Source organism: Pantoea sp. EKM21T (assembly GCF_011800405.1).
In the GTDB taxonomy this organism is placed as follows: Bacteria; Pseudomonadota; Gammaproteobacteria; order Enterobacterales; family Enterobacteriaceae; genus Pantoea; species Pantoea agglomerans.
This window is the reverse complement of the sequence record NZ_JAALFV010000003.1, coordinates 398,885-423,415: the sequence shown is the minus strand read 5'-3', so window position 1 is coordinate 423,415 and position 24,531 is coordinate 398,885. Positions and strand designations below refer to the sequence as shown.

Genomic DNA, 24,531 nt, shown 5'->3' with positions numbered 1-24,531 from the left:
TAGCTGACACTACGATGTCCAGCCACCCCCAAACTGATTAATCGGCTAGCCGGATCGGGCGCATGGGCCTGAGTCACTGAATTATAGATGTGAAGTACAGGGTTAGCCGCTAATGCGGTCCTGGTGGATAGCCAGGAAACGTTGAAGCAGGAACATAAGCAGTAAAAAATGGGATATCTGAAAGGCAAAAAAGCAGCTATCAGAAGATAGCTGCTTTTGACGCTCAGGCTTTTCTGGCTGGAATCCCTTTTACTATTTATTGCTTATTGCCTGATAACCAGGCCAGAGCTTGATCATTTTCTATCGAGACCACGAGACCGGCCCCATTTTCCTGAGGCAGAGGAGGTGGTAATGAAAGCTAAAGAGTCTTTACCACCATTCCAGCCGCGGCCAGCATCATGATGGTACCGGCTGAACGGAAAAGGAGTCGTTGCGCTTTAGCGCTGGTCAGGAGGTGGCGTATCCTGAGGGCTGCAAAAATAAAAACGGCTCCCACACTCAAAAGGACTAACACGGTAAGCGGAACAAGCAGTCCTCCCCACATCTGAAAAGATACATTATCGAGAGAGATAACCAGAGGCAGTATAGCCAGATAGAAAGCGATGGTTTTAGGGTTTCCCAGCGTTATGGTCAGTCCTGAAAACCAGGCTGATGCCAGTTCTCGTTTTGTCGCTTTTTGATCGATATTTATTGCCTGAGGCTGGTGGCACCAGAACTGCCATGCCAGCAGGCATAGAAAGAGTGAGGCAGCCCAGTTAATCAGTGTAAAGAGAGAGGTATAGGTATGAGCGATCACCGCCAGACCAAATACCGCCACAGATAAATAAATCAAATCTCCGAGAATGAGACCGGCCAGCATCGTAAAGCCTGTTATTGCGCCCCCACTCACGCTGCGAGCGACTAATGCAGTCATCCCCGGACCCGGAATTGCAGCAGCTAAACCGAGTGCAGCAATATAAGATAGTATTTCAGTAGTTCCTGACATAGTTATTCCTGTTGAAATGCACTTCGGTAAAAGGGAACAGAGTTAGTTGTTCAAAAATGCCTGGTTCTGAGCGATGGTTGTCATATAAAAATCTTAATTAAGGGTTAAAGATATGCATCCTTTTTATCAGTTGGTTTAACGTTGAAATTGGAGGTTAGATTATTCCAAAGCGGATATTGCTGCATTAATTTAACTACGCAGATGACAAGTTTAATTTTCATGTGCGCGCAGTGCTCTATCCGATCCTCTCTTCAAGAGATGATCAGCTCCCGGCATTCTTTAAATTAAATTGGACAATATGCATTAAATCAGGGTTAAGTTTTCCCTTATGTTGTTTGTAATAACAGCCTGGAAAAGTAAATATATTATGCAGCAGGAAAGCGGAAAATTGTTACCTGTATTATTTACTTAATGCCTGTTTTTAGGTAAAAGTAACCTTAAACTGCTTCCACAAAGAAAGGAATTTCCCCTTATGGCGCTTAGCTCGACAGATATGAAAATTCTCGAAATTTTACAGGACGATGCCCGGGTAACTAACCAGGTACTGGCGGAGAAGATAAATATTTCAGCATCTCCCTGCTGGCGCAAAGTTCGTAAGCTCGAGGAAGATAAAGTGATTCAGGGCTATCGTGCTGTTATTGACCGCAAGAAAATTGGGCTGGGAGTAATGGTTTTCATTCGGGTCGTCATTGACAGCCATAGCGAAGCGGAGGCCAGAAAATTTGAAGAGGAAGTGACTGCCCTGGAGGATGTGGTTGCCTGTTATAGCATCGGTGGGGATGCTGACTTTCTGCTACAGGTTGTGGCTTCAGATCTGGACTCCTATGCTGATTTTGCAATGTCAGTGGTACGCAGATTGCCAGGAATTAAAGAAATGCAGAGTATGTTTGTGCTTAAAGAGATCAAACCACTCGTTAGTTATCCTATTAAGAAAATCTCTGAGTAGTTTATCGCTGCCGTGATGCCCAGTGACTGATTATCAATTCCGCATAGAGCGGATTTAATGATCAGGAATGCTACCTGCGTTATTCAGAGCACAAAACTGATATCCGGCATGATCTTACACAAGTTAATAGTGGCATAGCGTTAGCGAGCGTGCTGACTCTCCTCATTTTTCTGCTTTAACAACACGAGTATTTGTGATGACTTGATTGTTGATAACGACCAATAGTGCCTTTCAAACCGGAGCAGCCAGCAGCTTAAACTTTAATTCATAGCTTATCTTCAGGCTCTGTCAGCTTAAAAGAGACGCTTATTTACATGAAATTATGCCATCAATCTTCCTCCAGCCATAAAGTCCATGCTTTACCGTGACGATAACCGTTGTACCGGGATTTGCCGGCGTAGTTTAAGCTTTAATGTCAGGGCGGGGTTTTCACGATGCCGCGCCCTGACATTCTTTCTCGCGACTGGATGATTTCAGTCGCCGAGCCTATTTAAGGCGTCTCATCAGAAAATCGGGCGCTAATCGCATCACGTTCGTAGCCCTGCGGTTGTGTCAGAATATGGTATAAATCAGGACGGCGACCATGGATCCAGCGACGTCCGGTACTCATTGCAAGCAGACTCAAATCAAGGTCAGCGCTCACCATAAAATCTTCCGCTGCCCAGGTTTCATTAATGATTCTTCCATAAGGATCCAGGATCATTGCATTACCTGTGCGCACCTCATCATCATCTGCACCTACGCCGTTACTGAAGAGAATAAATAATCCGTTGTCATGCGCACGAGCGGGAAGCCATCTCATCAGCCATTCCCGACCATTTGCCCCTTTGAATGCAGCAGTAATTTCCTCCCTTCGCGTTTCCCGCTCCGCCCAGAGCGTCATCGGAATGGGTTTCATCGCATAAGGACTGCGGGAATCGGTACCGCCTGTCTGATGTGGCGCGAGAAGAATATCTGCACCCAGCAATGCCGTTGCACGCACATTTTCTACCAGATTATTGTCCCAGCAAATGAGGATACCTACTTTTACTCCCCAGGGCGTTTCAAAAACGGTAAAGCGGTCACCGCTGCTGATTGACGCATGTTCAAAAGCGTGGAGTTTGCGATGAGTGTGCATTGAGCCGTCGGGCATACAGGCAACATACGCATTATAGAGGCGGCCATCATCGGCTCTTTCGATAAGCCCGGCGCCAATCAGCATTTGATGTTTCATCGCCAGGGAACGAATCAATGTAAGGGAAGGACTCCCCTCGATCGGCTCGGCGAGAGCAGCTACCTCAGCCGAGTTGAGTTTGGGTACATGCCAGTAGCCAGTAATACACATTTCCGGGAAAGTGAGGATGTTTACCTGCTCAATCGCTGCCTGTTCAATAAATTTCTCCATTATCAGCAGATTATAATTTTTGTTATTTGCCTGATGCTGAAATTGCACGGTGGCAGCTTTTAAGGATGTATGGTTGCTCATAGTACTTCTCCGGTAGTAATCGAAACTGAATTACATAACCATTGCTGATAACTGTATAATCAAAAAATTTCCGGTTTCGATAACCTTTTGGAATGTAAAAATGAACATCCGCTTGCTTAAGGCCTTTTTGATGCTGGCTGAAAAAAGAAATTATGCCGACGCGGCACGGGCGTTGTTTATTTCGCAACCTGCATTGACCAAGCAGATTAATCTCCTTGAGTCCCTGGTGGAAACGTCACTTTTTACGCGGGGGCGTCATGGAGCCACACTCACGGGCGGTGGCAGGCGTCTGCTGCCAGAGGCTGAAAAAGTGGTCAGGCAATCCCGATTATTTATGCATCATGCAGAGCGGGTTTCAAAAGGGATTGAAGGGCATTTAGCCGTGGGGTTCGGTCTCTCAAGTTTTTATCTTGCACCACGCTGTATGGCAGAATTTCGTCTGGAGTGTCCGGGGATAGAGATGTCATTGACAGATCTTCCTTCCTTCCAGCAGTACGAACTTTTGCAAAATGATGAGCTCCAGATCGGTTTTGTCAGAGTTCCGCCTCCCGTAGCGCTGGATTACCTGCCATTGTTTACCGATCGATTGGTTTTGATTGCGCCTGCAAGTTCACCGTCATTGCCTGCTGCTGACTGGCTGAAGAAACGCCCTCTATTGCGACTTCATGCCAAGCGAGGACGGGGTTTAAATGCGCAAATTGACCGCTTTCTTCATGACAACGCGCTTTTTATATCATCCACTCAATTGAGTGATGATATACAAACTATTGTCGCGCTGGTCATCGCGGGCACGGGTGTTGCCCTTGTGCCATACAGTGTTATGCATATTGCACCGCCGGAGCTGGTTATTATTCCGTTAACAGGTGAGTCAATAAGCTGGAAAGTTGGCATTGCCTGGAACGCGAACCACGAGGATATAATCCGTGATAATTTTATTGCCGGTATAAAAAAGGGTATCGCGCTTCATGACGTCTGACCTTCCAGAAGCAGGCACTCCTTTTGCCATATTGGAAAGGGCAGGATTACTGACATAATTCTTAGCACCCTCTTCAGAACAGGGTCATGATACGAAAGCGACCCTGGCGACGAATAATTTCCTGTTGCGGATAGGGCTTCTCAATACAAACCGTCATTCAAAACGTTCTGCACAGCAGGAATAGCATCCCCGTTTCGCATTATGTATCTGGATATAACTAATCTGCGGATCGGCAAAAAAATGGCCGATGAGATCTTCGGCAAGTTTCCCCTCAGCTATATCCGCCTCTTTTAAAAAATGCTTTCCGTCATAGGCCCTTAATGACAGCGTTCTGCTTAGCAGGACTTCAGGTAATTCATTGATGTAAATGCCTTGCCGGGTGCATCCCTCCCATATATAGATTGCATGAGTACCAAAATAGGGCGTGTCGGCAGGCTGATAGATGTGATTAATCAGGAGGGCGCTTTCGCCAACGGGGATATCGCACAATGAGATTCTGTCGGGATAACCCGGATAGCATTCTACCGTTTGTCGTACTGCATGGTGTTTTCTCAGATATTCATCGCTCTGTCCAAAAAGATGAGCAAATTGCCCGGCGTTCAGGCCAGAAATTTTATATTTCATAGCATCCCTCTCTTTTCATCGTAACACCGCGAATAATGACGTTATCGAATACTGTGAGGAGAAACTCGCCGTTTTCGGTCAGGGAATTTTATGAAGTGGCCGTTCGACAGTGGCAGGCGAGTGCTTCATCAGTTGCAAACTTCTCAGACGCTGGCTGATACCTTCACACAAGTGCTAAGGCCTTACTTCCCGACCGCTGCACTCAAATTACTCTGTTCCCCCTCACTCTTTCCCGTTCTCCTGTCGTCACTTTATTAAAAAGATCGCTGAACTCCACCCGGTAACGACATACTCGTCACATAAACTAAGGTTGACGAATACTTTTTTGTGACAAATAACACAACCTCATTACATCTTCCGGCGGGAAAGAATTTTTATCGTGATAATGGTTTTACTCAGTACATTACAGTTTTACAGAGTAAAACAAAGCGCTTTGCGGATTGCACGTAAAGCGATGACAAAATTGTGAGGATCATCATGTCTGAAAAACAGCACATCCCGACTTTCTCTGCCGATATTGAGCAGCAGACCGTTAAAAAGGTGGTCTGGCGCATTTTGCCCTTCCTGATTGTTTGTTATCTGATTGCCATTATCGATCGCGGCAACATTGGGATGGCTTCGTTGCAGATGAACGAAGATTTAGGGTTGTCGAAAGCGGTATTTGGTTTTGCGAGCAGTCTGTTTTTTGTCGGTTACTTCCTGTTTGAAGTACCCAGCAATCTGGCCATGCAGAAAATTGGCGCAAAGATTTGGATCTCTCGCATCATGGTGTCGTGGGGTATCATCTCTGTCTGTACCGCCTTTGTTGAAAGTGCCAATACACTCTATATATTACGCTTTTTACTGGGTGCCGCTGAGGCCGGATTTTTCCCTGGCGTCATTCTTTATCTGACTTACTGGATCCCCGGAAAGTACCGTGCACGCGTGATTGCTACCTTTATGGTGGCCATTCCTGCGGCAAACTTTATTGGATCGCCCATTTCTGGTCTGATTTTGTCACTGGATGGCTGGTACGGTATGCGTGGCTGGCACTGGTTATTTATCCTGGAAGGTATTCCGGCGGTCATTCTGGGAATTGCAGCCTTCTTTTTACTGAGCAATCGTCCCACTAATGCCAGCTGGTTAAATCAGGAACAAAAAGCGTGGCTGAACAGCACACTCGAAGCCGAAAATGCGAAGAAGAAGGCGATAGGTCATATCTCTTTGTGGCAGTTGCTGCGTCACAAACATATCTGGGTGATGGCGCTGATTTATGCAGGCGCGTCTGCGGCGGGCTCAACGCTGAGCGTGTGGTCTCCGCAACTGCTTAAATCGTTTGGACTGGATAACTTTACCACCGGTTTAGTCAATGCGATTCCCTACGGCCTGGCCTCCATTCTGATGATTATTTGGGGCAGAAGTTCTGACCGCAGCGGAGAGCGTCGCTGGCACACTGCGTTAACGCTGTTCTTAATTGCAGGTGGCCTGCTGTCAGCCTTTATCACCAATAGTCTGACCGGCAGTGTGGTGATCCTGTCGCTGGTATTAATCGGGGCCTACTCAATGAAAGGACCTTTCTGGGCGCTGGCATCGGGATGGATGTCATCCACAACGGCCGCAGCGGGTCTGGCGGCTATCGGTGCGATGGCGAACCTGATCGGCGGTGGGGTGATGGTCAACGTTTATGGCATTATCAATCAGGCGACCGGCAGCCATACGCTGGCTATGGTGCCACTGGCTATCCTCTGTGGCATCGGGGGCATTGCCGTGCTGGTCATGGGCCGCAAAAAAGAGTTAACCATCGACGTTGAAAATAGCGCTTCGTCAGTCAGTAAATAAAGTAATCCCGCCTGCAGACGCTTAGCAGCGCCTCTGCAGGCGGGTTCTTCCGGCTTTATCTCTGCCATATAAAAATTCCACATCCTGTCATTAACTGAATCAGTCTGCTGGTTGTTGATGTCTGTTATGTGTCAGATGCGGAAAGAACTTACCTTTGGGGATTTACTGACAATACCCAGTTTAAGAGCGTTCAGAACTGTTAAGCATGAGATCAATAAAGGCGCGTACAGCAGGATTTGAACGCCTGCTCGCATGCCATACCGCAGAAATATTATGCCGCTCTACTGAAAAATCAGTGAGAAGGGGCACTAACTCCCCGCGCTTAACCCAGGAAGCAGCCATAAAACTCGACACCATGCCTATTCCGGCACCGGCCGCCACAGCCGCGATAACGGCCTCGCTTGCATCGACGATGACAGCAGATGATGGCACAATTTCAATCTCCCGCTCGCCAACCCGGAACGGCCAGCGAAAAATCTGCCCCGTATTTTGATATCGCAAATTAACCGTTTTATGCCCGATAAGATCATTGGGGTGTTCGGGTTCCGGGCATCGGGTCAAATAATCTGGCGAAGCATAACAACCTATCTGATAGGGCGACAGGCGACGCGACAGAAGATTTGAATCTGCGAGGTCGCCGATCCGAATGGCTATATCAATACTCTCGTCAACAATGCTTATTATGCGATCACTCAGCTTTAAGTCGATTGTCACTTTAGGATGAAGTGCACAGAATTGCGGAAGGAGAGGCGCGATCACATGAACACCAATCGGAAACGATGCCGCAATGCGTAATGTTCCCGCTGGCTCCTCTCGCGATCGCATGGCGACCTGCTCAAGCTCCTCCGCATCGCGTAATAACTGCAGCGTGCGCTCGTGCAGTTCACGACCCTCAGCAGTCAGCACCAGCGAACGGGTGGTTCGGGTGAACAATGTGATGCCAAGACGCTGCTCCAGTCTCTGGATACTTTTACTTATCGCGGAAGGGGATACTGCCAGCGAGCGAGCGGCAGCGGTAAAGCTGCCGAGCGATCCCGCACGAGCGAATGCAATCAGACCTGTCAGTCTTTCAAAGATTATTTGTTCCTTCATGGCAATATTAAAGCGAAATACAGCCCCATTATCAATCATCACAATTGGTCATATTCTGGCACCTGAATCTGTGTTGGAGTGAAATTACCATGACTGAAATGATGAAAGCAGTACAGCTACATGCGTTTGGTGGCCCGGAGAATCTCAGGTATGAAGATGCACCCCGCCCAACTATCGGGGCTGACGAAGTCCTTGTGCGCGTGCATGCCGCAAGTCTGAACCCACCAGACTTGTATCTGCGTGATGGTTATCGGCCGCTTCCGGCTGAGTGGCGGCCCGAACCCCACTTTCCCTTAATCCTGGGAACGGATGTTTCAGGTGTTATCGAAGCCGTGGGCGAAAATGTTTCCGCATTCAGCACCGGAGATGAAGTCTATTCAATGGTGCGTTTTCCTGATGGGGTAATGGCCGGTAGTGGAGCTTATGCCGACTATGTAAGCGTTCCTGCATCAGAGGTGGCGTTAAAACCTCAGGGAATAGACCATATCCAGGCAGCGGGTGCCCCGATGTCACTGCTCACCGCGTGGCAATTTCTTGTCGACGTCGGCCATGATGCGCCCAATCCGTTTCAATCTTTCAACCATAAACCGGTTCTGCTTGAAGGCCAGACGGTGATGGTTAACGGTGCAGGAGGTGGCGTAGGGCACATTGCTGTTCAGATCGCGAAGTGGAAGGGTGCGAGAGTCATTGCCGTCGCTTCTTCCCGTCATGAAGTGCTTATGCGCGAACTGGGCGCAGATGATTTTATCGACTACACCAAAGTAGCCGCTGAGAATGTAGTGAAAAACGTCGATCTGGTTATTGATGCTGTTGGCGGAAAGCATATAGAGCGCTTTTTAAGCTGCATCAGACAGGGCGGAGCACTATTTCTGGTGAATCCTTTGAGTTTTACCGGGCAGACTGAGGCCGCTCAAAAAGGGATTACTGTGTCAACAACGCAAGTGCGTTCAAGTGGTCTGCAGCTATCCGAAGCGGGGCTTTTACTGGAAAAAGGCATTATCAACGTCGTGATTGACAGCACCTATCCGTTAGCCATGGCATCAGCCGCACATCAGCGCGCTTCGTCAGGAAGTATCCAGGGCAAAATTGTGCTGACTAACTTCTGATTACCCCATACCTGATCAGCCATTTTCTGAGGGCGAGTAGTAGTCAGTTAAAGGAAAAATAAGATGCTTATCATTTCCGGTTATATGTACATTGATCCTTCTGTCCTGGAACAATTTATGGGAGAACTTAAGTTATTGGCGAATGCCGTTCGACAACGTGATGGAAACCTTTCATATAACGCTGCCGTGGAGGACTATCAGACCGGAAGATTGCTTATATCAGAACGATGGGTGGATCAGGACGCGCTCAATGCCCATCTTATAAAAACCGACACGGTAGAGTTTATAAACCGATGGCAGGGAAAAATGAAGGGGGAACTCTTCAAATATGACGCCTTTAACGAGAGAGGGCTTATGGATGGGTAAATAAAAATCTTATTAAAATCGAGAGTGCTATATTATCAAGCCTCGGATTTGTGAGTAATCGCTCTTCGCTCATAGCAGGCATAAGCCTGGACGATGGTCCGCTTTGTGCCAGAAGCGGACATTTTCTTTGAGCCTGAACTGGCAAAATTCTGTCAGAATCAAAACCGTTAAACTGTGTGTGCCGCAAAGCGATTTTCAGGTAAGCCGGGGCTGACATCAGATTCAGCTTTCAGCAATGCACCGTCATATTCAGACAGCGCAGTGAGTCCCACTGTAGCCGTGGTGCAATAGAGACGGGTAAAACCCTCACCGCCGAGTGTCGGACAGGTGCTCTGGATTCCAGGTGACGTCAGAATAGCGTCTGTGGTCCCAACCGGGCGGTAACGGACAACACGGTTTCCTCCCCATTCAGCATTCCATAGATAGCCCATGTCATCCACGCAGGAGCCGTCAGGCGCGCCGCTGCCTTCGATTTCGGCGAACACGCGCTGGTTCTGCAGCAAGGGGTAATCACAGCACATTATCCGACCCTGCATCGAGTCACAGTAATAGAGCGTACCACCATCGGGGCTGAAACAGATGCTGTTCGGTATAGCGACATCGGGCAGTGCAAGCGTCTCAACAGTCAGCGTTGCCGCGTTGAGTCGATGAAACTTACCGATGACTTTAACGGGATAACCGTCATCCATCGTCCCGAAGACAAAATTACCGGCACGGTCACATCGTCCATCACCTATGCGGGTCCCGATGTCTCCCGGTGAAGCGGCCACTGGGGTAATTAAACTGCTGTTGAGATCATAGAAAGCCAGCCCTGACGCGAATCCCATCAGCAGAATGTTACTCTTTTCGGTCAGTGCAAAGGAGCCAAGGCGTTCAGGCAGCGACCAGCGCATCACTGCATCATTGCCTTCTTCTATGGCGAGCAGTTCACTGGCTTCAATGTCAGTCCAGTAGAGTCTGCGGGTTCTCTCACACCAAAGCGGGCACTCTCCAAGCGTATTCCTGACTTCAGCTGCAATTGAAAACATGTTAATCCTCCGGATATAAAAGGTCGAACTGCACGATGGCAAAAGTGGATAACGCAGTTACTGCAGAAAACGTGCAGAGAGCCGATCGCCGAAAAGCATGACGGCAAGTCCGATCAGCATGACAACCATCCCCCCCAGCCTGAGTAACGAAACCGGTCGCCGCATAGCACCCAGCAACCCATAGTGGTCAATCATCTGCGAGGAAAGTAACTGTCCGACAATCGCCAGCCCGAGCAGAGCTGAAAACCCGATTTTCGGCGCAAGCACGACATAGCTGAACAGGGCACATGCGCCTATCATTCCACCCGTCAGACTCCAGAGGGGTTGCGACGGGATCGCCGCCAGCGATGTCATCAATCCTCCCCTCAGCAGCGCGTAAACCCCCAGACTTAACGCGCCCGCCGTAAAGGAAAACAGCGCCGCAGTGACCGGGTCGCCGCCCAGTCCCTTTGCCAGCTGGCTGTTCAGGGTCGTCTGCAGAGTGATCCCCAGACCTGCGGCAAAAGCGATTACGTAATAGATCATGCTTTTCATTCCTTTCAGTCTGCCTGCTCCAGCGGCAGGAAGGTGTCAGCAAAATTGTCGGGCTGGTAGCCAGAGGCGGCAAACAGGTGCTCACGTGACTCATCAATCGCCGCCCGCAGTCGCGTGCTGTCCACGCCCAGCACCTTACCGTTCTGCTTAACGATGCGTCCGCCGATCATGACGGTGTCGATATTGCTGCGCTCGGCGGCATGAACCACCGTACCAAAGGCATTGCCGGACGGGTAAAGATTGATATCACTGGTATTAATCAGCACCAGGTCAGCCTGTTTGCCTGGCGTCAGGCTGCCCACTTTGTCCTGCATCCCTGCACAGGCCGCGCCATCAAGAGTCGCGGCTTTAAGGAGCTGCGCCGCCGGAAGCGTTTTCAGCGCATGTTCAGAATCGCAGCACTGCTGCTGATGCATGCCCATCACGCGCTGCAGGTAAAAGGCGACGCGCATCTCCATAAACATGTCGGTGCTGTACGACGTTTCATTGTCTACGCTCAGGCCAGGATTGATGCCATGACGCTGCGCGGCCTCAATGGCGAACATTCCGCTTTCGATGCCATAGTGCGAATCTGAGCGCGGGCAGACGTTCACCCGGACACCGGCTTCGCGCAGAATTTTCCATCCCTCGTCAGGCAGCGCCGTGCAGTGATTAAAAATATTGTCCGGACCCAGCAGCCCCTGCTGATGCAGTGATTTAAGTTCAGCTCCCATCTCCGCACCAAAGAACTCAGTGACAATCGACAATCCCAGTCTGCGGGCCTCGGCCCACAACTCCGGCTCCAGCTGCGCCATGACGGCGAGAGAGACCAGGCTTTCAGGGTTGTCGTTGAAATACTTGTCCTGCAGACGCTGCCAGTTTCCCGGCCAGTGCGCTTTATCCCATTCGCCAGCTACCGGTGCGCCGGAAGCATGAATGGCACGAATGCCGGTATCAAGCAGGGCCTCGACGGCGGCATCGGAATGCGCTGCGGTTCGGCTGTTGTGCGAGTTATCGATCATCGTGGTGATGCCCGCGTCAATAGCGCCAAGCGCCGTCAGCAGGTTGCCAACATAGATATCGGCAGGACGGTAATATTTAGCGAACGAGAAGTGTGTGGCATTGCTGTAGTCGTCCAGGCAGGTAGCGTTTGGGTTAATGCGGCGCAGCTGTCCTTCCCATGCGTGACGATGAGAATCGACCATTCCCGGCATGGCGATCATGTTAGTGGCATCAATGACATGCGCACCCGGTACATCAAGGTTCTGGCCAACGGCGGTAATCGTTGAGCCGTTGATGAGAATATCGCCACGCTCAATGTTACCGACGTTCTCGTCCATGCTCAGTATCGTCGCGCCACGAATCAACGTAGCCTGTAAAGTGACATTCTGATTGTTAACAATATTTCTGATGTAGTCGGTCATTAAACCTGCCTCTTTCCTGATTAATGGGGAAACGATACGTCACGTAATTACCCTGAAAAAGATGCTTAAAGCGTTTTCATAATTCATAATTAGCGAATAATCAGACTCACTTTTACCCAGGAGCAGGACGATGGATCGGATTCAGGCTATGCAGGTTTTCACGCGGGTTGCTGAAGCCGGGAGTTTTGTACGCGCGGCAGAAACCCTGTCGCTGCCTTCTTCCACCGTCACCAGCACGATTAAAAACCTGGAGAAATACCTGCAGGTGCGTCTGCTGAACCGCACGACAAGGCGGGTCAGCCTTACTCCTGAAGGCCTGCAGTATCTGGCGCAATGCCGGGAGATCCTGTCGCTAATTGAACATAGTGAATCCAGCCTGACTGAATCCATCAGACGCCCTCAGGGGCGGCTGCGGGTTGATATGCCTGGTGGAATTGCCCATTTCATCGTCATGCCCAATCTGAAAGACTTTTACCGGCATTATCCGGATATTTACCTGATGATTGGTGTCAGCGACCGGCAGGTCGATCTTGTTCAGGAAGGAGTGGATTGCGTCATCCGAACCGGGGAATTAACTGACTCCACACTGGTTGCCCGTCCGCTTGGCCGGTTTCGCTGGGTAACCTGCGCCTCTCCGGACTATCTCAGGGAGTATGGTGTCCCTGAGACGCCGGAAGCGTTGTCGCAGCATCGGGCGATTCATTACTTTTCCGGTTCGGTAAGGCGCACTAATGAACTGCGTTTCACACGAGGCACTGAGCCCTTCTCTGTTCAGGTTGAGGGGGATGCAGCCGTTAACGAAACGGGACTCTACATCAGACTGTGTCTTGAAGGTTTTGGGCTGGCACAGCTTGCTGAGAATGTGATTTCGGAGAATCTGCAACAAGGCAAACTGATCGAAGTTCTGGCGGACTGGCAGCCACCCTCCGTGCCGGTGACGATGCTCTATCCGCATCAGCGTTTTCTCTCTCCTGCCGTGCGTGCTTTTGCTGACTGGGTTGCCGGACTTTTCAACGAAGGAGCAGGTGAGAAACGGTCTTCCCGGTAAAAGACGGCTCCGGTAACAGGTAAACGCTTCAGAACGACAATTAATAGCATCCTCAGCAGAGAAACCGATCGTTTCCCCTGCTGTGTCAGCTAATTCACCCCGGCTGCTGTACAGGTTCCAGGTGAGCGTTTCGTCCGGCAGCCATTCCGGTGCAGGCACCTGCGACTGCGATTGCTGCGGTTATCAGTAATGGTACCGTCCAGCCTCCGGACAACTCCTGTACTTTGCCCAGCAACAGCGGACCCATCGCCGCCATCAGATAACCGACACTCTGCGCCATGCCTGACAACGCGGCAGCATCACCGGCGTTTTTAGTACGCAGCCCGATGAAGGTCAGACCCAGCATCATGCTGGCACCTGAGCCAAAGCCGAGAAGCGCAGCCCAAAGCATCGCCAGATTCGGCAAATACAGGATGCCGATAAATGACACCCCGGTTAACAGGCTGACGCCAGCAGCAGCTAATTTCTGATCGTTAAGACGACGCAGCGTGGCTGCCAGAATCAGGCCGGGAATGGCGGTGGTAAGCTGAAGGATGCCATGTACCTCACCAGCCTGAGCTGAAGAGAGTCCACTGTCCGTAAGAATGGCTGGCAGCCAGCCGACAGCAACATAAAACGGCATCGCATTCAGGCCCATAAACAAGGTGACCTGCCATGCCAGAGGCGAGCGCCACACCGCGACGGTCGCCGCTTTTTTCTCACCCGCTACTGGCAGCTGATGCTTCTTCTTTAACTGGGGCAACCATAAAAGCAACGCAAGCAGCGGTGCTAAAACCAGCATGGCTAACGCGATGTTCCAGCCCCAGATCTGCGTCAGAGGAATGACAATGGCAGAGCCAATGGCGCCAGCGGCGCCCATGGTGATGGAATATGCCCCTGTTACGGAAGCCACGTTGCCAGAAAAGTCACGCTTTATAAGGCCAGGCAGCAGGACATTGCCCAGAGCAATCCCGATACCTATCAATATGGTTCCGCCATAAAGCGCCCAGACACTGCCTGTGGAGCGAAGCAGGATACCCCCCGAAATCACGGCCAGGGCACCAAAAAGGGTGCGCTCCAGACCGTACTTCCGGGAAATTGATGCACTCAGGGGAGAAAATGCGGCAAATGCCAGTAAAGGCAGTGAGTTAAGCAACCCAACGGCAGTGATACTTAGCCCAAAATCATGGCGAACGGACTCTAAAACGGGTGCGATAGCGGTAAATGGAACTCGCAGGTTAATGGCAATAAAAAGGATGCCGGTCGCAAGTATGATTGAAGACCACCTGTTCGTAGTGTAGGACATAAATTTTGCGTTCTCTGGTAAAAAGAAAGACTTTAAAGGACGCATGAGTTACACAATATAGATAACCTGACAACATATAACTAAATCATGCCAGTTAATAAAAAACCGGTGACCTCACCGGATGAGTTTAATGCCGATGCTTTCAGTCAGGCTGCTATCGCGCTGCATGTATCATCGTCAGGCGAGTATGCAGGTCAGAGTCCGCACGCTCACCGTAAGGGACAACTTATTCTCTCTTTGCGCGGTGCAGTGAGCTGTAAGGTTCAGGATGCGCTGTGGCTTGTTCCACCGGGACATGCTGTCTGGGTTCCGGGAAAAATCCCCCACAGTTGTCGGGTCACGAAGAATGCAGACACCTGCTTTTTATTTATTGAGCCCGGCGCGGCAGCGATGCCGGAAACCTGCTGTACCCTTGCTATTACTCCTCTGGTCCGCGAGCTGGTTCTTTTTCTGGCAGAGCAGGAACATGCTTATTCGCCTGACAGTAAAACCGCGAGGCTGGCAGCGGTGCTGCTGGAACATATACCGGATGTGCCGGTTAAAGCGCTCCACCTGCCTGTATCCGACCATCCTAAAATCCGGAATATGGCTGAGGCACTTTTTAATGATCCTGATGACCGGAGAACGCTAAAGCAGTGGGCTGCGCATCTGGCTACCAGCGAACGATCTCTGGCCAGGCTGATAAAAGATGCGACAGGAATGAGCTTTGGTCGCTGGCGTCAGCAACTGCATTTAATGGTTGCGCTGAGCCATCTGGCAGAAGGCCAATCCGTGCAGCACGTAGCCGGAACGCTGGGATATGATTCGGTCAGCGCGTTTATTACAATGTTCAGGAAAGCGCTGGGTAAATCGCCGACACAATATTTTTCGTCCCTAAACTAATGCAACCCAACACAAACCGGATTTTTACAAAGAACGCCAGCGTCCGCTTTTCGCTCATAGCGGACCCTGGCCTGCCGTCAGTCCGCTTTGTGCCAGAAGCGGACATCAATGCATCCTTAAGAGATGACAAAACCTGATTAGCGATTATTTATTTCCTGAGCCTTTAAGAAAGCGGAGCGACTCGTTGCTCTTGATATGTAGCTATCAAGCTCTTCGGTGATTTCCAATCCGCACAGTTTTGCCCATAACAACGTATGAGAAAGAAAAATATCGGCCAGTGTAAAGTTGTTACTCGCAATCCATGTTTGAGTTGGGTTAAACCTAATCTGAGAGATAACTTTATCTGCTTCCTTACTGAGGTAATTCATTAAATCTGGGGAACGTTGATTTTCGGGAGTGAAGACAACATGTTTGAGCAGACTCCAGACGGGGGCTTCCAGATCGGATAGCGTGAAGCTTAACCACGAATTAACGGAGGATTTTTCTTCAGCAGTTGCGGGATAAATAGAGATGTTTTTATGTTGTTCACACAGGTAAATACAGATCGCTAAGGTTTCACTGATTGACACTTCACCATCGGTCAAAAAAGGAACTTTTCCCAATGGATGGGGTGATTTAACCTCAGAAGCAGGGTTCAAAAGATCGACTCTGATAGACTCGTAATTCACTCCCATTTCTTCAAGAGCCCAGAGTACTCTTAATGATCGGCTTTTGGGGTAAGTATAGATCTTCATTTCAATATCCCTTTGTTGTGAAAACAATTTTATAAGGCAAGTGGGTAGCTCATGTCAAAATTTCTGCTCCTCGCTCATACCGAATCTTGGCCTGCATTTAGTCCGCTTTGTGCCAGAAGCGGACATCGGATAATAATTTATGTTAATATTTAGAAGAAGAACATTCAGCCATAATAACCTCCTGAATTACAGTCATTAATTTTCATTTATGCAGCCTTAAAATCAAATCTATTTTTGCACTTTTAATTTTACAGTCATGGGAAGATTCCTGGCAGGTTTGCCCTTTTCAAAACGCCATTTTGAAACGGCTGTTATTACAGCATCATCGAACAAGTGGTCTGGTGTAGACTCGATAATTCTCATCTGACTTACCCTGCCTTCTGCATCAACGTCAAAGTTAAACTTAACCATACCTTCTATCCGGTTCTTAGCCGCATAGTATGGGTAAACGGGTCGATCTTGTCGAAGGGGCTTGGGTTGTTCAACTTTAACAGGTGAATAAGTAGTACATGCATTGAGTACAAGAACAGCCAGAATCATCATAAACCCATACATAACAATATCCTTTTGTTGATAAACATTATCATTATACTTAAACATCAACGGAAGGACATTTGCTGAAATCATCGAATATCGCGTTATAATCCAAAAAAACAGTGGATATAACCCCAATAAATCCTGCTCCCGTCTTGCTGCAAACTAGTCATCCGCTCCTCGCTCATAGCGGACATATCCTTCATAACACATGACCTACAATGAACACTTCAAAGAAACCGCTGCAGGCAGCCACCTTATTCAATACGCGGGAAGAGTCGTTAACGATTGAAGGGTAATAAACCTATTAATGTGGGCGAAGGCAAGTAAGCCAGGACGGCATAGAACAGAATAAGATTCGTATCGGAAACCCTGACAGCTAAGCATTACGCTCTAATGCAGCAGATTTACCTATTAACCAGCCGACCAGAAAGCGCTGTTACCTGTCTGGTCGGCTGGAGAGGGCGGTTCAGACTACCGGACTTTCGTTTTTCAGTGGTTCTGCCAGTACATTTAATATGTTACTGGCCGCGACGGTACCCATCTTCACGTAGGAGTTATCGCTGACGCCGCCGATGTGTGGCGACAGAATCACATTTCCAACACTCTGCCAGATATGCGGCGCAGTCAGGGGTTCTGTGGCAAAACTGTCCAGTGCGGCCCAGGCGATAGTGCCATTATCCAGCGCGGCTAACAGCGCTTCTTCATCAATGAGACCACCGCGCGCCGTGTTCACCAGGATGGCGCCTTTTTTAAACAGAGCCAGTTTCTCAGCGTTAATCATCTGGCGCGTCTGTTCGGTTAACGGGCAGTGCAGCGAAATGACATCTGCCTGTTGCAGCAGGTCGTCAAGTGAGGAGGATTCACACTCATCGGGAAAGGTTCTGGCAAAAGGATCATAAGCGAGCACCTTCATGCCAAAAGCACGGCCAATGCGGGCAACACGACCGCCTATGGCACCAAGCCCTACCAGACCCAGCGTTCTGCCCTCCAGCTCCACCGACTTATGGGTCGATTTGTCCCAGTGTCCCTGGCGCATGCGCTGATCAAGCGGTATCACCGATTTTGCACAGGCTAAAATTAACGCCCAGGTATGCTCGGCCACGGCCGCTGCGTTGGCCCCCGGGGCTGACTGAACACTGATATGACGTTCAGCCGCCGCCTTTTGGTCGATAACGTCAATGCCGCTGCCGTGTTTGGAAATAACCCGCAGGTCAGGCGCGGCATCCATAATGCGGGCGTTGATTTTTCCGTATCGGACGATAATCGCCACAGGATTATGCTGCTGGCAGAGCTGGAACAGGCTATCTTCGCTGGGCTGTTTGCCGGCATAAACAATGCTGAAGTCACTAAGCAGGTTTACTGCCTGCGGTGCCAGGTCATTACCCGTCACCAGGATTACGGGAGAAGAGGTTGTCATCAGAGCGTCTCCCCATCGTCCAGCATGCCAGCGGTTTGCAGGGCTTTTTCTAACCACGGCGCGCGAAGGTCGCCATCACGAATGGCTGCAATACGGCTGGTCTCGAAATCGAGTTTTTTCTGTGCCAGTTCGAGCAACGCAGGAACGTCTTCACGCGGCAGAACCACCACGCCATCAATATCCCCGATGACGAGATCGCCTGGCTGAATGGCTGCGCCCGCCACAGAAACAGGGTAGTTGACCCGTCCCGCAATGGACTTGGTCGGGCCGCAGGGATTCAGGCCCGCAGAGAAAACCGGAAAGCCGTTCGCGCTCAGTGCATCGGCGTCACGCACCGCACCATCAATAATAATTCCGGCGATGCCGGAGGCTTCTGCCTGGGTGGACATTATCTCACCGATTAATGCACAGCTGATATCGCCTTTGCCATCGACCACAATGACATCGCCCGGCTGGGCAATCGCCAGCGCGGCGTGGATCGCCAGGTTGTCGCCCGGTCTCACCTCGACAGTGATAGCCGGTCCGGCGACTTTCATTGTGGGGGACACAGGTTTTACGCGACCGTGCAGCGTTCCGCGTCGTCCGGCAACATCAGCAAGGATCGCCGCCTGAAACTGAGCAGCCTGTTTTACGCGCTCTGGTGCGATACGGATAATGTCGCGATTGATGAAGGTATTCTCTGCATGGGGCATAGATTTATCCTCTTTGTTTTACCAGGCACAACTAAGTTGTACAATATAAAACTACTATATCGATGTTAATTGAGTTCGCAACAGTGTTAAGCATTCATTTGTGATGTAAATACGATATGAATCACAAATTGCGCGGTAAACTGCCTGCCGTCGCAAACAGGAGGACGTACCGATGGGGAATGAAGGCGTAATTGCCGTAGAAAAAGCGCTGGCACTGCTGGATTGTTTCAGGCCTGGTGAGGAATCACTGACGCTGACCGCGCTGGCGCAGCTTTCTGGGTACCATAAAACGACAGTTTACCGTCTGATGAACTCACTTGAGCGCATGAACTATGTCATTCGTCGCGACAATGGCGTTTATACCCTGGGGCCAAGACTGCTTTATCTGGGCAAGCTCTATGAACAGTCCTTTCATCTGGCCAGTATCGTTCAGCCTGAACTTCACGCACTGGCGACTGCGACAGGCGAAAGCGCCACATGGTATGTGATTGAAAACGGTCAACGACTCTGTCTTTTCAGAGCGGAGCCCTCTGAAGGATTGCGTGAAACACGTCTGCCCGGCACTTATCTGCCGCTGGATAATTCGGCCATCGGGCAGGTGCTTCGTTACTGGGGGCTGAATGAACCTCTGTTTGACTCTGTACCTGAACTCCCGCTGTTCACGTCAGGTATCCGCGATCCGCATATCGCGGCATTCTCCGTACCGGTGTTTGGTGAAGGTAACAAACTGCTCGCGGCGCTGGCATTAACCGGTCCGGCTTCACGCCTGACGCAGTCGATGCGCGACAGTGAGATGGGAAAACTGATGAAAGAGGCAGCGTGCAGGCTTTCGGTAAAATCAGGCGCACATAAAGTGATGTGTGATAACGTTTATAAAATTTAGTCGTCTTGCTTTGCTGTGACCGGAAGGTATTAGTTGCCCCATCCATGCTGCGTTTAACGCTCTGCGGGCGGGAACCGATGGAGTATCGCTAAATGACTAACAGCACGCTGGCGTGCCAGATTATGGGATCATGAAAGCCTCCGCGCCTTAAGTTGAGGCGAAAGATCACTCCACCTCTGACATCTCTTGCTAAGCCCCCTTAGTGCGAGGCTTTTTACACCCGGATTTTACATCGGGTGTTAAAAGACTCGCTGCCTCATGAAAATTTCCCCTCTTAAATACCTCAACATGAATTCCCTTCATGTTCGTTGAAATTTAATCACTTTTTTTCAACCGGGTGTTGAGGCATAAAGTAAGAATTGTTAATAACTTTGAGTCATATGAATAGTTGTAAAGGGATAGCCACGCTGGATAACCCTTAAATGCAACAACGCATATCAGCGACCAGGATACCCGATAGCGATGAACAACTTAGCCTTTACCCTCAAGCGCATTCGTTTCGACGAAAACTATAATCCTTCGAAAAATACGCGGGCGACGACTAACTTCGCTAATTTAGCGCGCGGCGAAAAACGTCAGGAAAACCTGCACAACGCCCTGGTGATGATCGACAATCGTTTCAACTCTCTGGCGCACTGGGACAATCCAAAGGGCGACCGCTACTCAGTTGAACTTGAGATTATTTCTGCTGAGCTGAATCTTCGTCCCGGAAGCAGCGACGAATCGTTCCCGGCGATTGAGATTTTAAAAACGCATATCGTGGATCATAAAACCGGTGAGCGCACCGAGGGGATTGTCGGCAATAACTTCTCTTCCTATGTGCGTGATTATGATTTCAGCGTTGTTCTGTCAGAACATAACAAAGGTCAGACTGAATTCAGCCTGCCGGATGATTTTGGTCAGCTGCATGGCAACATTTTCAAAAGTTTCGTGAACTCAGCGGTCTATAAAGAGAACTTCAGTAAATCGCCGGTTATCTGCCTGAGTGTATCGAGCAAAAACACCTACGTGCGCACCGGTAATCAGCATCCGGTATTGGGCATTGAATATCAGCAGGATGAACCTTCCCTGACTGATTTCTATTTCGGAAAAATGGGTCTGAAAGTGCGTTTCTTCATGCCGCAGGGCAGTGTTGCGCCGCTGGCTTTCTATTTCCACGGTGACCTGCTCAGCGATTACACCAATCTTGAGCTGATCAGCACCATCAGCACCATGGAAACCTTCCAGAAGATCTATCGCCCTGAAATTTACAACGCGAATTCTGCGGCGGGACAGTGCTATCAGCCCACGCTGCAGCATCAGGATTATTCGTTAACCCGGATTGTTTACGATCGCGAAGAACGCAGCCGCCTGGCCGTCGAACAGGGTAAGTTTACTGAGACGCATTTTATTAAGCCGAATCAGACACTTCTTGCGCAATGGTCTGCTGAATTCGTTCTTTGATTAATTAAATATAGAAGGTCACCTGCTATGAAAACCTTATTACCGACATCTACTGCTGGCAGCTTGCCTAAACCCTCCTGGATTGCGCAGCCAGAGGTGCTCTGGTCACCCTGGAAACTGCAGGATGAAGAGTTAGTCGACGGCAAAAGAGATGCGTTGCGTCTGTGTCTGGACGATCAGGTTCGGGCCGGTATTGATATCGTCAGTGATGGCGAGCAGACCCGTCAGCACTTCGTGACGACGTTTATTGAACACCTCAGCGGTGTGGATTTTGAAAAGCGTGAAGTGGTTCGAATCCGTAATCGCTATGATGCGAGCGTCCCGACCGTGGTGGGTGAAGTCTCACGTCAGAAGCCCGTGTTTGTTGAAGATGCGAAAATCCTGCGTAAGCTGACCGATCGTCCTATTAAGTGGGCGTTGCCGGGTCCGATGACGATGATCGATACCCTTTATGACAATCACTATAAAAGCCGAGAAAAGCTGGCCTGGGAATTCGCAAAGATTCTGAATCAGGAAGCCAAAGAATTAGAAGCCGCTGGCGTGGATATTATTCAGTTTGATGAGCCTGCGTTTAACGTCTTTTTCGATGAGGTGAACGACTGGGGCATCGCCGCGTTAGAGCGCGCCATCGAAGGTCTGAAGTGTGAAACCGCGGTTCATATCTGCTACGGCTACGGCATTAAAGCGAATACCGACTGGAAGAAAACTCTGGGAACAGAGTGGCGTCAGTACGAAGAGGTCTTCCCTAAATTACAGCGTTCGGCTATCGATATTGTGTCACTGGAGTGTCAGAACTCGCGGGTTCCGATGGATCTGATCGAGCTGATTCGCGGTAAGAAGGTGATGGTCGGTGCCATCGACGTGGCAACCCATACCATTGAGACACCTGAAGACGTGGCGAATACGCTGCGCAAAGCGCTGCAGTTTGTGGATGCTGAAAATCTCTATCCTTCAACCAACTGCGGCATGATTCCACTGCCGCGTCAGGTTGCCAATGGCAAACTGCATGCGTTAAGTGCGGGCGCTGAGATTGTCCGCAGAGAGATTCTGGGGAAATAATCTTTCCCTGAGCAGATTCAGTCCGGCTGACGATTTGATTCCTGAAAGGCGATCAACAGCCGGACTGAGTGACAATCATCCCTCTGCCAATGGCCGATTTACTCAGGGATTTATGCGCCCTCTGCCTGCTCAGGCAGGCCTGAGTACGATAACGGCATATCGACAGCCCTGAGTCGTTTTATTTCTGAACACGCAGTCAGCCGGATCGCCCAGTTCCAGACAGTCGCCAGCAGCCATCTCATAGGTGCTGGAACCTGCTTCAAAAGTAAGAGTTCCTTCAATTACCCATATCAGCTGGCGTCTTGAAACATAGGAGATTGCCGGCATCGGCACAGCGGTATTTGCCGGCAGTTCGACACTGACCAGATCGACCGGCATCTCGCCCGGTGAAACGTGGCGACGCAGATAGCCGGTTTCCGGATCCTGCCACACCGGCTGATTTTCATGCCTGACCAGCGTCCCGGTTTGCACTTCAGTCTGAGCAAGCAGCTGTGAGATAGTCATATCAAACGAGCCTGAGAGGCGCGCTAACAAAACCGCCGTCGGGCTGCTCTCCCCACGCTCAATCTTATGGATCATCGCCCGTGAAACGCCTGAGTTATCAGCCAGCTCGGTAAGTGACCAGCCGCGTTTTTCCCTTTCCTCTTTTACCTTCTGACCGATGCGGATGTTCAGGCTGTCTTCTTTGCTGGACTTTTTATCTAACATAATGGATAACTATCATAGTGAACAATTCATCTACTTTAGTGAGTGAACAAAGGGGTGTCCACCATGATTATCCGTGCGGCTGTAGAAAGCGATGCTGAAATCATCGCAGAGATTTATAACGACGCGGTGCTTAACACCACCGCGATCTGGAATGAAAATCGTATTGATGTGGCTAACCGCATCGCATGGATAAGCAGCCGCCAGCAGGCCGGTTTTCCTGTGATTGTGGCGGCAGACGACAATGAGGATACCGTGCTGGGATATGCCTCTTATGGTGACTGGCGTCCCTGGGACGGATATCGTCATACGGTTGAGCATTCGGTTTATGTTCATAAAGATGCACGATGTAAAGGCGCGGGTGCCGCCCTGATGCAGGGGCTTATCCAGCTTGCTCGCGAAGCCGGGAAGCACGTTATGGTGGCGGCGATTGAATCGGAAAATGCGGCATCCATTGCCCTGCATAAAAAACTGGGATTTATTGAGTCCGGCAGAATGACGGAGGTTGGAACTAAGTTTGGACGCTGGCTGGATTTGACATTTTTGCAACTGCATCTGGATGACCGTAAACGACCCTGAGTTGTCCCTTAAAGCGAATCCTTTGATGATACTTCCGGCAGGATGCCGATCCCCGCAGAAGAAAGCTATGTCTGGAAAACGTTTGATTGCGCAGATCGTTTAAAGCGAGAAACGAAGCCGCAGCGAACCAGGAGATAGCAAATTTGCACGTCAGCCGATATAACAGATAAATAACAACCCATCGCAGAGGACATCATGGCGCTTTCGCACGAATTAATCCTGATCTTCACCACCTACTTTGTCGCAACAGCCAGTCCCGGGCCAAGTAATATGGCGATAATGGGAACGGCAATGAAAAAGGGCAGGGGGGCCGCACTGGCGCTGGCTGCGGGTGTCGTGAGTGGTTCGATGCTCTGGGCGCTGCTGGCCGCCTGCGGTGTGCTGACCGTGCTGGCCACCTTCGCACAGTTGCTGATCGTGTTAAAAATTGGCGGAGGGTTATATCTGTTATGGCTGGCGTTTAAAGCCGGCAAATCTGCGTTACGCCGCACTGAGGCCAGCGATTTTAAAGCCAGCGATGAGCGTGTCGCGTATGGCAGACTGTTCCGTCAGGGGATACTTATGCATATCGGCAACCCCAAAGCGATTCTTACCTGGGTGGCCATTATGTCGTTTGCACTGAAGCCGGATGTGGTCGCCGCCACGCTGCCGATAATCATCTGCGGCTGTGCGGTGATTTGCGTGGTTGTGTTCGGCGGCTATGCTCTGCTGTTCTCAACCGCCGTGATGGGCGCATTTTACCGTCGCATTCGTCGCGGACTCGATGCGCTATTAGCCTGCTGCTTTGCGCTGGCAGGGCTGAAACTGGTATTCAGCCGCAGTTAGTACTGATGAAGGTGTACGAGGGGTTATCCGCTTCTGGCTCAAATCCGCAAAAGATCATGCAATGAGCCGGAGCGGCATTAAAATGACAGGCTTGCGGTA

At 50.2% G+C, this 24,531-nt stretch carries 25 protein-coding genes; 12 read left to right on the top strand and 13 right to left on the bottom strand.

All coding sequences use genetic code 11. From position 1 onward, the window contains the following. Positions 1-358: 358 nt before the first annotated feature. Complete coding sequence (locus HFD87_RS08285) at positions 359-985, bottom strand: LysE family translocator (protein ID WP_022624675.1); 627 nt, start codon at positions 983-985, stop codon at positions 359-361. 472 nt (positions 986-1,457) lie between these two features. Between HFD87_RS08285 and HFD87_RS08280 the strand changes: the two genes are divergently transcribed. Then, positions 1,458-1,931, top strand: a complete 474-nt coding sequence (locus HFD87_RS08280) for an Lrp/AsnC family transcriptional regulator (RefSeq protein ID WP_122890074.1) — start codon at positions 1,458-1,460, stop codon at positions 1,929-1,931. 490 nt (positions 1,932-2,421) lie between these two features. Here HFD87_RS08280 and HFD87_RS08275 read toward each other — a convergent pair whose 3' ends face one another. Next, on the bottom strand, positions 2,422-3,396 hold the full coding sequence (locus HFD87_RS08275; RefSeq protein ID WP_167423221.1) for a nitrilase family protein: 975 nt from the start codon (positions 3,394-3,396) through the stop codon (positions 2,422-2,424). Positions 3,397-3,496: 100 nt separating this feature from the next. On the opposite strand from HFD87_RS08275, the gene HFD87_RS08270 reads away from it, so the two are divergent. Further along, a complete protein-coding gene (locus HFD87_RS08270) occupies positions 3,497-4,372 on the top strand; it encodes a LysR family transcriptional regulator (RefSeq protein ID WP_159226916.1) in 876 nt (291 codons plus the stop codon). Positions 4,373-4,525: 153 nt separating this feature from the next. Here the strand turns inward: HFD87_RS08270 and HFD87_RS08265 are convergent, their stop codons facing one another. Further along, the gene (locus tag HFD87_RS08265; RefSeq protein ID WP_071998027.1) at positions 4,526-4,996 is read right to left on the bottom strand and encodes a DUF1203 domain-containing protein; all 471 of its coding nucleotides are present in this window, start codon (positions 4,994-4,996) and stop codon (positions 4,526-4,528) included. A gap of 477 nt (positions 4,997-5,473) precedes the next feature. On the opposite strand from HFD87_RS08265, the gene HFD87_RS08260 reads away from it, so the two are divergent. After that, positions 5,474-6,814 carry an MFS transporter gene (locus HFD87_RS08260; RefSeq protein ID WP_010259093.1) on the top strand — a complete coding sequence of 447 codons (1,341 nt, stop codon included), beginning with the start codon at positions 5,474-5,476 and terminating at the stop codon, positions 6,812-6,814. A 180-nt stretch (positions 6,815-6,994) separates the two neighbouring features. Here the strand turns inward: HFD87_RS08260 and HFD87_RS08255 are convergent, their stop codons facing one another. After that, the gene (locus HFD87_RS08255; RefSeq protein ID WP_029519295.1) at positions 6,995-7,906 is read right to left on the bottom strand and encodes a LysR family transcriptional regulator; all 912 of its coding nucleotides are present in this window, start codon (positions 7,904-7,906) and stop codon (positions 6,995-6,997) included. Positions 7,907-7,995: 89 nt separating this feature from the next. Between HFD87_RS08255 and HFD87_RS08250 the strand changes: the two genes are divergently transcribed. Together HFD87_RS08250 and HFD87_RS08245 are read left to right on the top strand one after the other, a co-directional pair. Next, positions 7,996-9,012, top strand: a complete 1,017-nt coding sequence (locus tag HFD87_RS08250; RefSeq protein ID WP_167423220.1) for an NADP-dependent oxidoreductase — start codon at positions 7,996-7,998, stop codon at positions 9,010-9,012. A 63-nt stretch (positions 9,013-9,075) separates the two neighbouring features. Continuing rightward, entirely contained in the window at positions 9,076-9,378 is a 303-nt protein-coding gene (locus HFD87_RS08245) for a putative quinol monooxygenase (RefSeq protein WP_167423219.1), read from the top strand. A 167-nt stretch (positions 9,379-9,545) separates the two neighbouring features. Here HFD87_RS08245 and HFD87_RS08240 read toward each other — a convergent pair whose 3' ends face one another. The 3 genes from HFD87_RS08240 to HFD87_RS08230 are packed head-to-tail and all read right to left on the bottom strand — an operon-like array spanning position 9,546 to position 12,343. Continuing rightward, the gene (locus tag HFD87_RS08240; protein WP_010259089.1) at positions 9,546-10,406 is read right to left on the bottom strand and encodes an SMP-30/gluconolactonase/LRE family protein; all 861 of its coding nucleotides are present in this window, start codon (positions 10,404-10,406) and stop codon (positions 9,546-9,548) included. Positions 10,407-10,463: 57 nt separating this feature from the next. Further along, a complete protein-coding gene (locus tag HFD87_RS08235; RefSeq protein ID WP_010259088.1) occupies positions 10,464-10,931 on the bottom strand; it encodes a DMT family transporter in 468 nt (155 codons plus the stop codon). A 14-nt stretch (positions 10,932-10,945) separates the two neighbouring features. Then, entirely contained in the window at positions 10,946-12,343 is a 1,398-nt protein-coding gene (locus HFD87_RS08230) for an amidohydrolase family protein (RefSeq protein ID WP_010259087.1), read from the bottom strand. Between the two features lie 130 nt (positions 12,344-12,473). Here HFD87_RS08230 and HFD87_RS08225 point away from each other — a divergent pair, with 130 nt between their 5' ends. Next, positions 12,474-13,391, top strand: coding sequence for a LysR family transcriptional regulator (locus HFD87_RS08225; RefSeq protein ID WP_010259086.1), 918 nt, complete (start codon positions 12,474-12,476; stop codon positions 13,389-13,391). A 94-nt stretch (positions 13,392-13,485) separates the two neighbouring features. Here HFD87_RS08225 and HFD87_RS08220 read toward each other — a convergent pair whose 3' ends face one another. Next, the gene (locus tag HFD87_RS08220; RefSeq protein WP_029519302.1) at positions 13,486-14,676 is read right to left on the bottom strand and encodes an MFS transporter; all 1,191 of its coding nucleotides are present in this window, start codon (positions 14,674-14,676) and stop codon (positions 13,486-13,488) included. Between the two features lie 87 nt (positions 14,677-14,763). On the opposite strand from HFD87_RS08220, the gene HFD87_RS08215 reads away from it, so the two are divergent. Further along, positions 14,764-15,558, top strand: coding sequence for a helix-turn-helix domain-containing protein (locus HFD87_RS08215; RefSeq protein ID WP_010259082.1), 795 nt, complete (start codon positions 14,764-14,766; stop codon positions 15,556-15,558). A gap of 137 nt (positions 15,559-15,695) precedes the next feature. Here the strand turns inward: HFD87_RS08215 and HFD87_RS08210 are convergent, their stop codons facing one another. The 4 genes from HFD87_RS08210 to HFD87_RS08195 all read right to left on the bottom strand — a co-directional run bounded on the left by HFD87_RS08210 (position 15,696) and on the right by HFD87_RS08195 (position 18,938). After that, positions 15,696-16,292 (bottom strand): glutathione S-transferase family protein, encoded by a 597-nt coding sequence (locus HFD87_RS08210; protein WP_167423218.1) that lies wholly within the window; start codon positions 16,290-16,292, stop codon positions 15,696-15,698. A gap of 228 nt (positions 16,293-16,520) precedes the next feature. After that, positions 16,521-16,919 (bottom strand): TonB family protein, encoded by a 399-nt coding sequence (locus HFD87_RS08205; RefSeq protein WP_231113934.1) that lies wholly within the window; start codon positions 16,917-16,919, stop codon positions 16,521-16,523. A 376-nt stretch (positions 16,920-17,295) separates the two neighbouring features. Beyond that, positions 17,296-18,246 carry a hydroxyacid dehydrogenase gene (locus HFD87_RS08200; RefSeq protein WP_167423217.1) on the bottom strand — a complete coding sequence of 317 codons (951 nt, stop codon included), beginning with the start codon at positions 18,244-18,246 and terminating at the stop codon, positions 17,296-17,298. Then, entirely contained in the window at positions 18,246-18,938 is a 693-nt protein-coding gene (locus HFD87_RS08195) for an RraA family protein (protein ID WP_010247523.1), read from the bottom strand. The genes HFD87_RS08200 and HFD87_RS08195 overlap by 1 nt, the downstream gene beginning before the upstream one ends. Positions 18,939-19,110: 172 nt before the next feature. On the opposite strand from HFD87_RS08195, the gene HFD87_RS08190 reads away from it, so the two are divergent. The 3 genes from HFD87_RS08190 (at position 19,111) to HFD87_RS08180 (ending at position 22,323) form a co-directional block, all read left to right on the top strand. Further along, positions 19,111-19,821, top strand: a complete 711-nt coding sequence (locus HFD87_RS08190; protein WP_010247520.1) for an IclR family transcriptional regulator — start codon at positions 19,111-19,113, stop codon at positions 19,819-19,821. Between the two features lie 462 nt (positions 19,822-20,283). Then, positions 20,284-21,264: a DUF1852 domain-containing protein gene (locus HFD87_RS08185; protein ID WP_033786847.1), complete on the top strand. Its 981-nt coding sequence runs from the start codon at positions 20,284-20,286 to the stop codon at positions 21,262-21,264. A 27-nt stretch (positions 21,265-21,291) separates the two neighbouring features. Next, positions 21,292-22,323 (top strand): methionine synthase, encoded by a 1,032-nt coding sequence (locus tag HFD87_RS08180; protein ID WP_061902257.1) that lies wholly within the window; start codon positions 21,292-21,294, stop codon positions 22,321-22,323. 129 nt (positions 22,324-22,452) lie between these two features. Here HFD87_RS08180 and HFD87_RS08175 read toward each other — a convergent pair whose 3' ends face one another. Then, positions 22,453-23,031, bottom strand: a complete 579-nt coding sequence (locus HFD87_RS08175; RefSeq protein WP_033780126.1) for an XRE family transcriptional regulator — start codon at positions 23,029-23,031, stop codon at positions 22,453-22,455. Between the two features lie 63 nt (positions 23,032-23,094). Between HFD87_RS08175 and HFD87_RS08170 the strand changes: the two genes are divergently transcribed. After that, complete coding sequence (locus HFD87_RS08170; RefSeq protein WP_122889312.1) at positions 23,095-23,607, top strand: GNAT family N-acetyltransferase; 513 nt, start codon at positions 23,095-23,097, stop codon at positions 23,605-23,607. A gap of 195 nt (positions 23,608-23,802) precedes the next feature. After that, positions 23,803-24,432: a LysE family translocator gene (locus tag HFD87_RS08165; protein ID WP_010670716.1), complete on the top strand. Its 630-nt coding sequence runs from the start codon at positions 23,803-23,805 to the stop codon at positions 24,430-24,432. Positions 24,433-24,531: the final 99 nt, after the last annotated feature.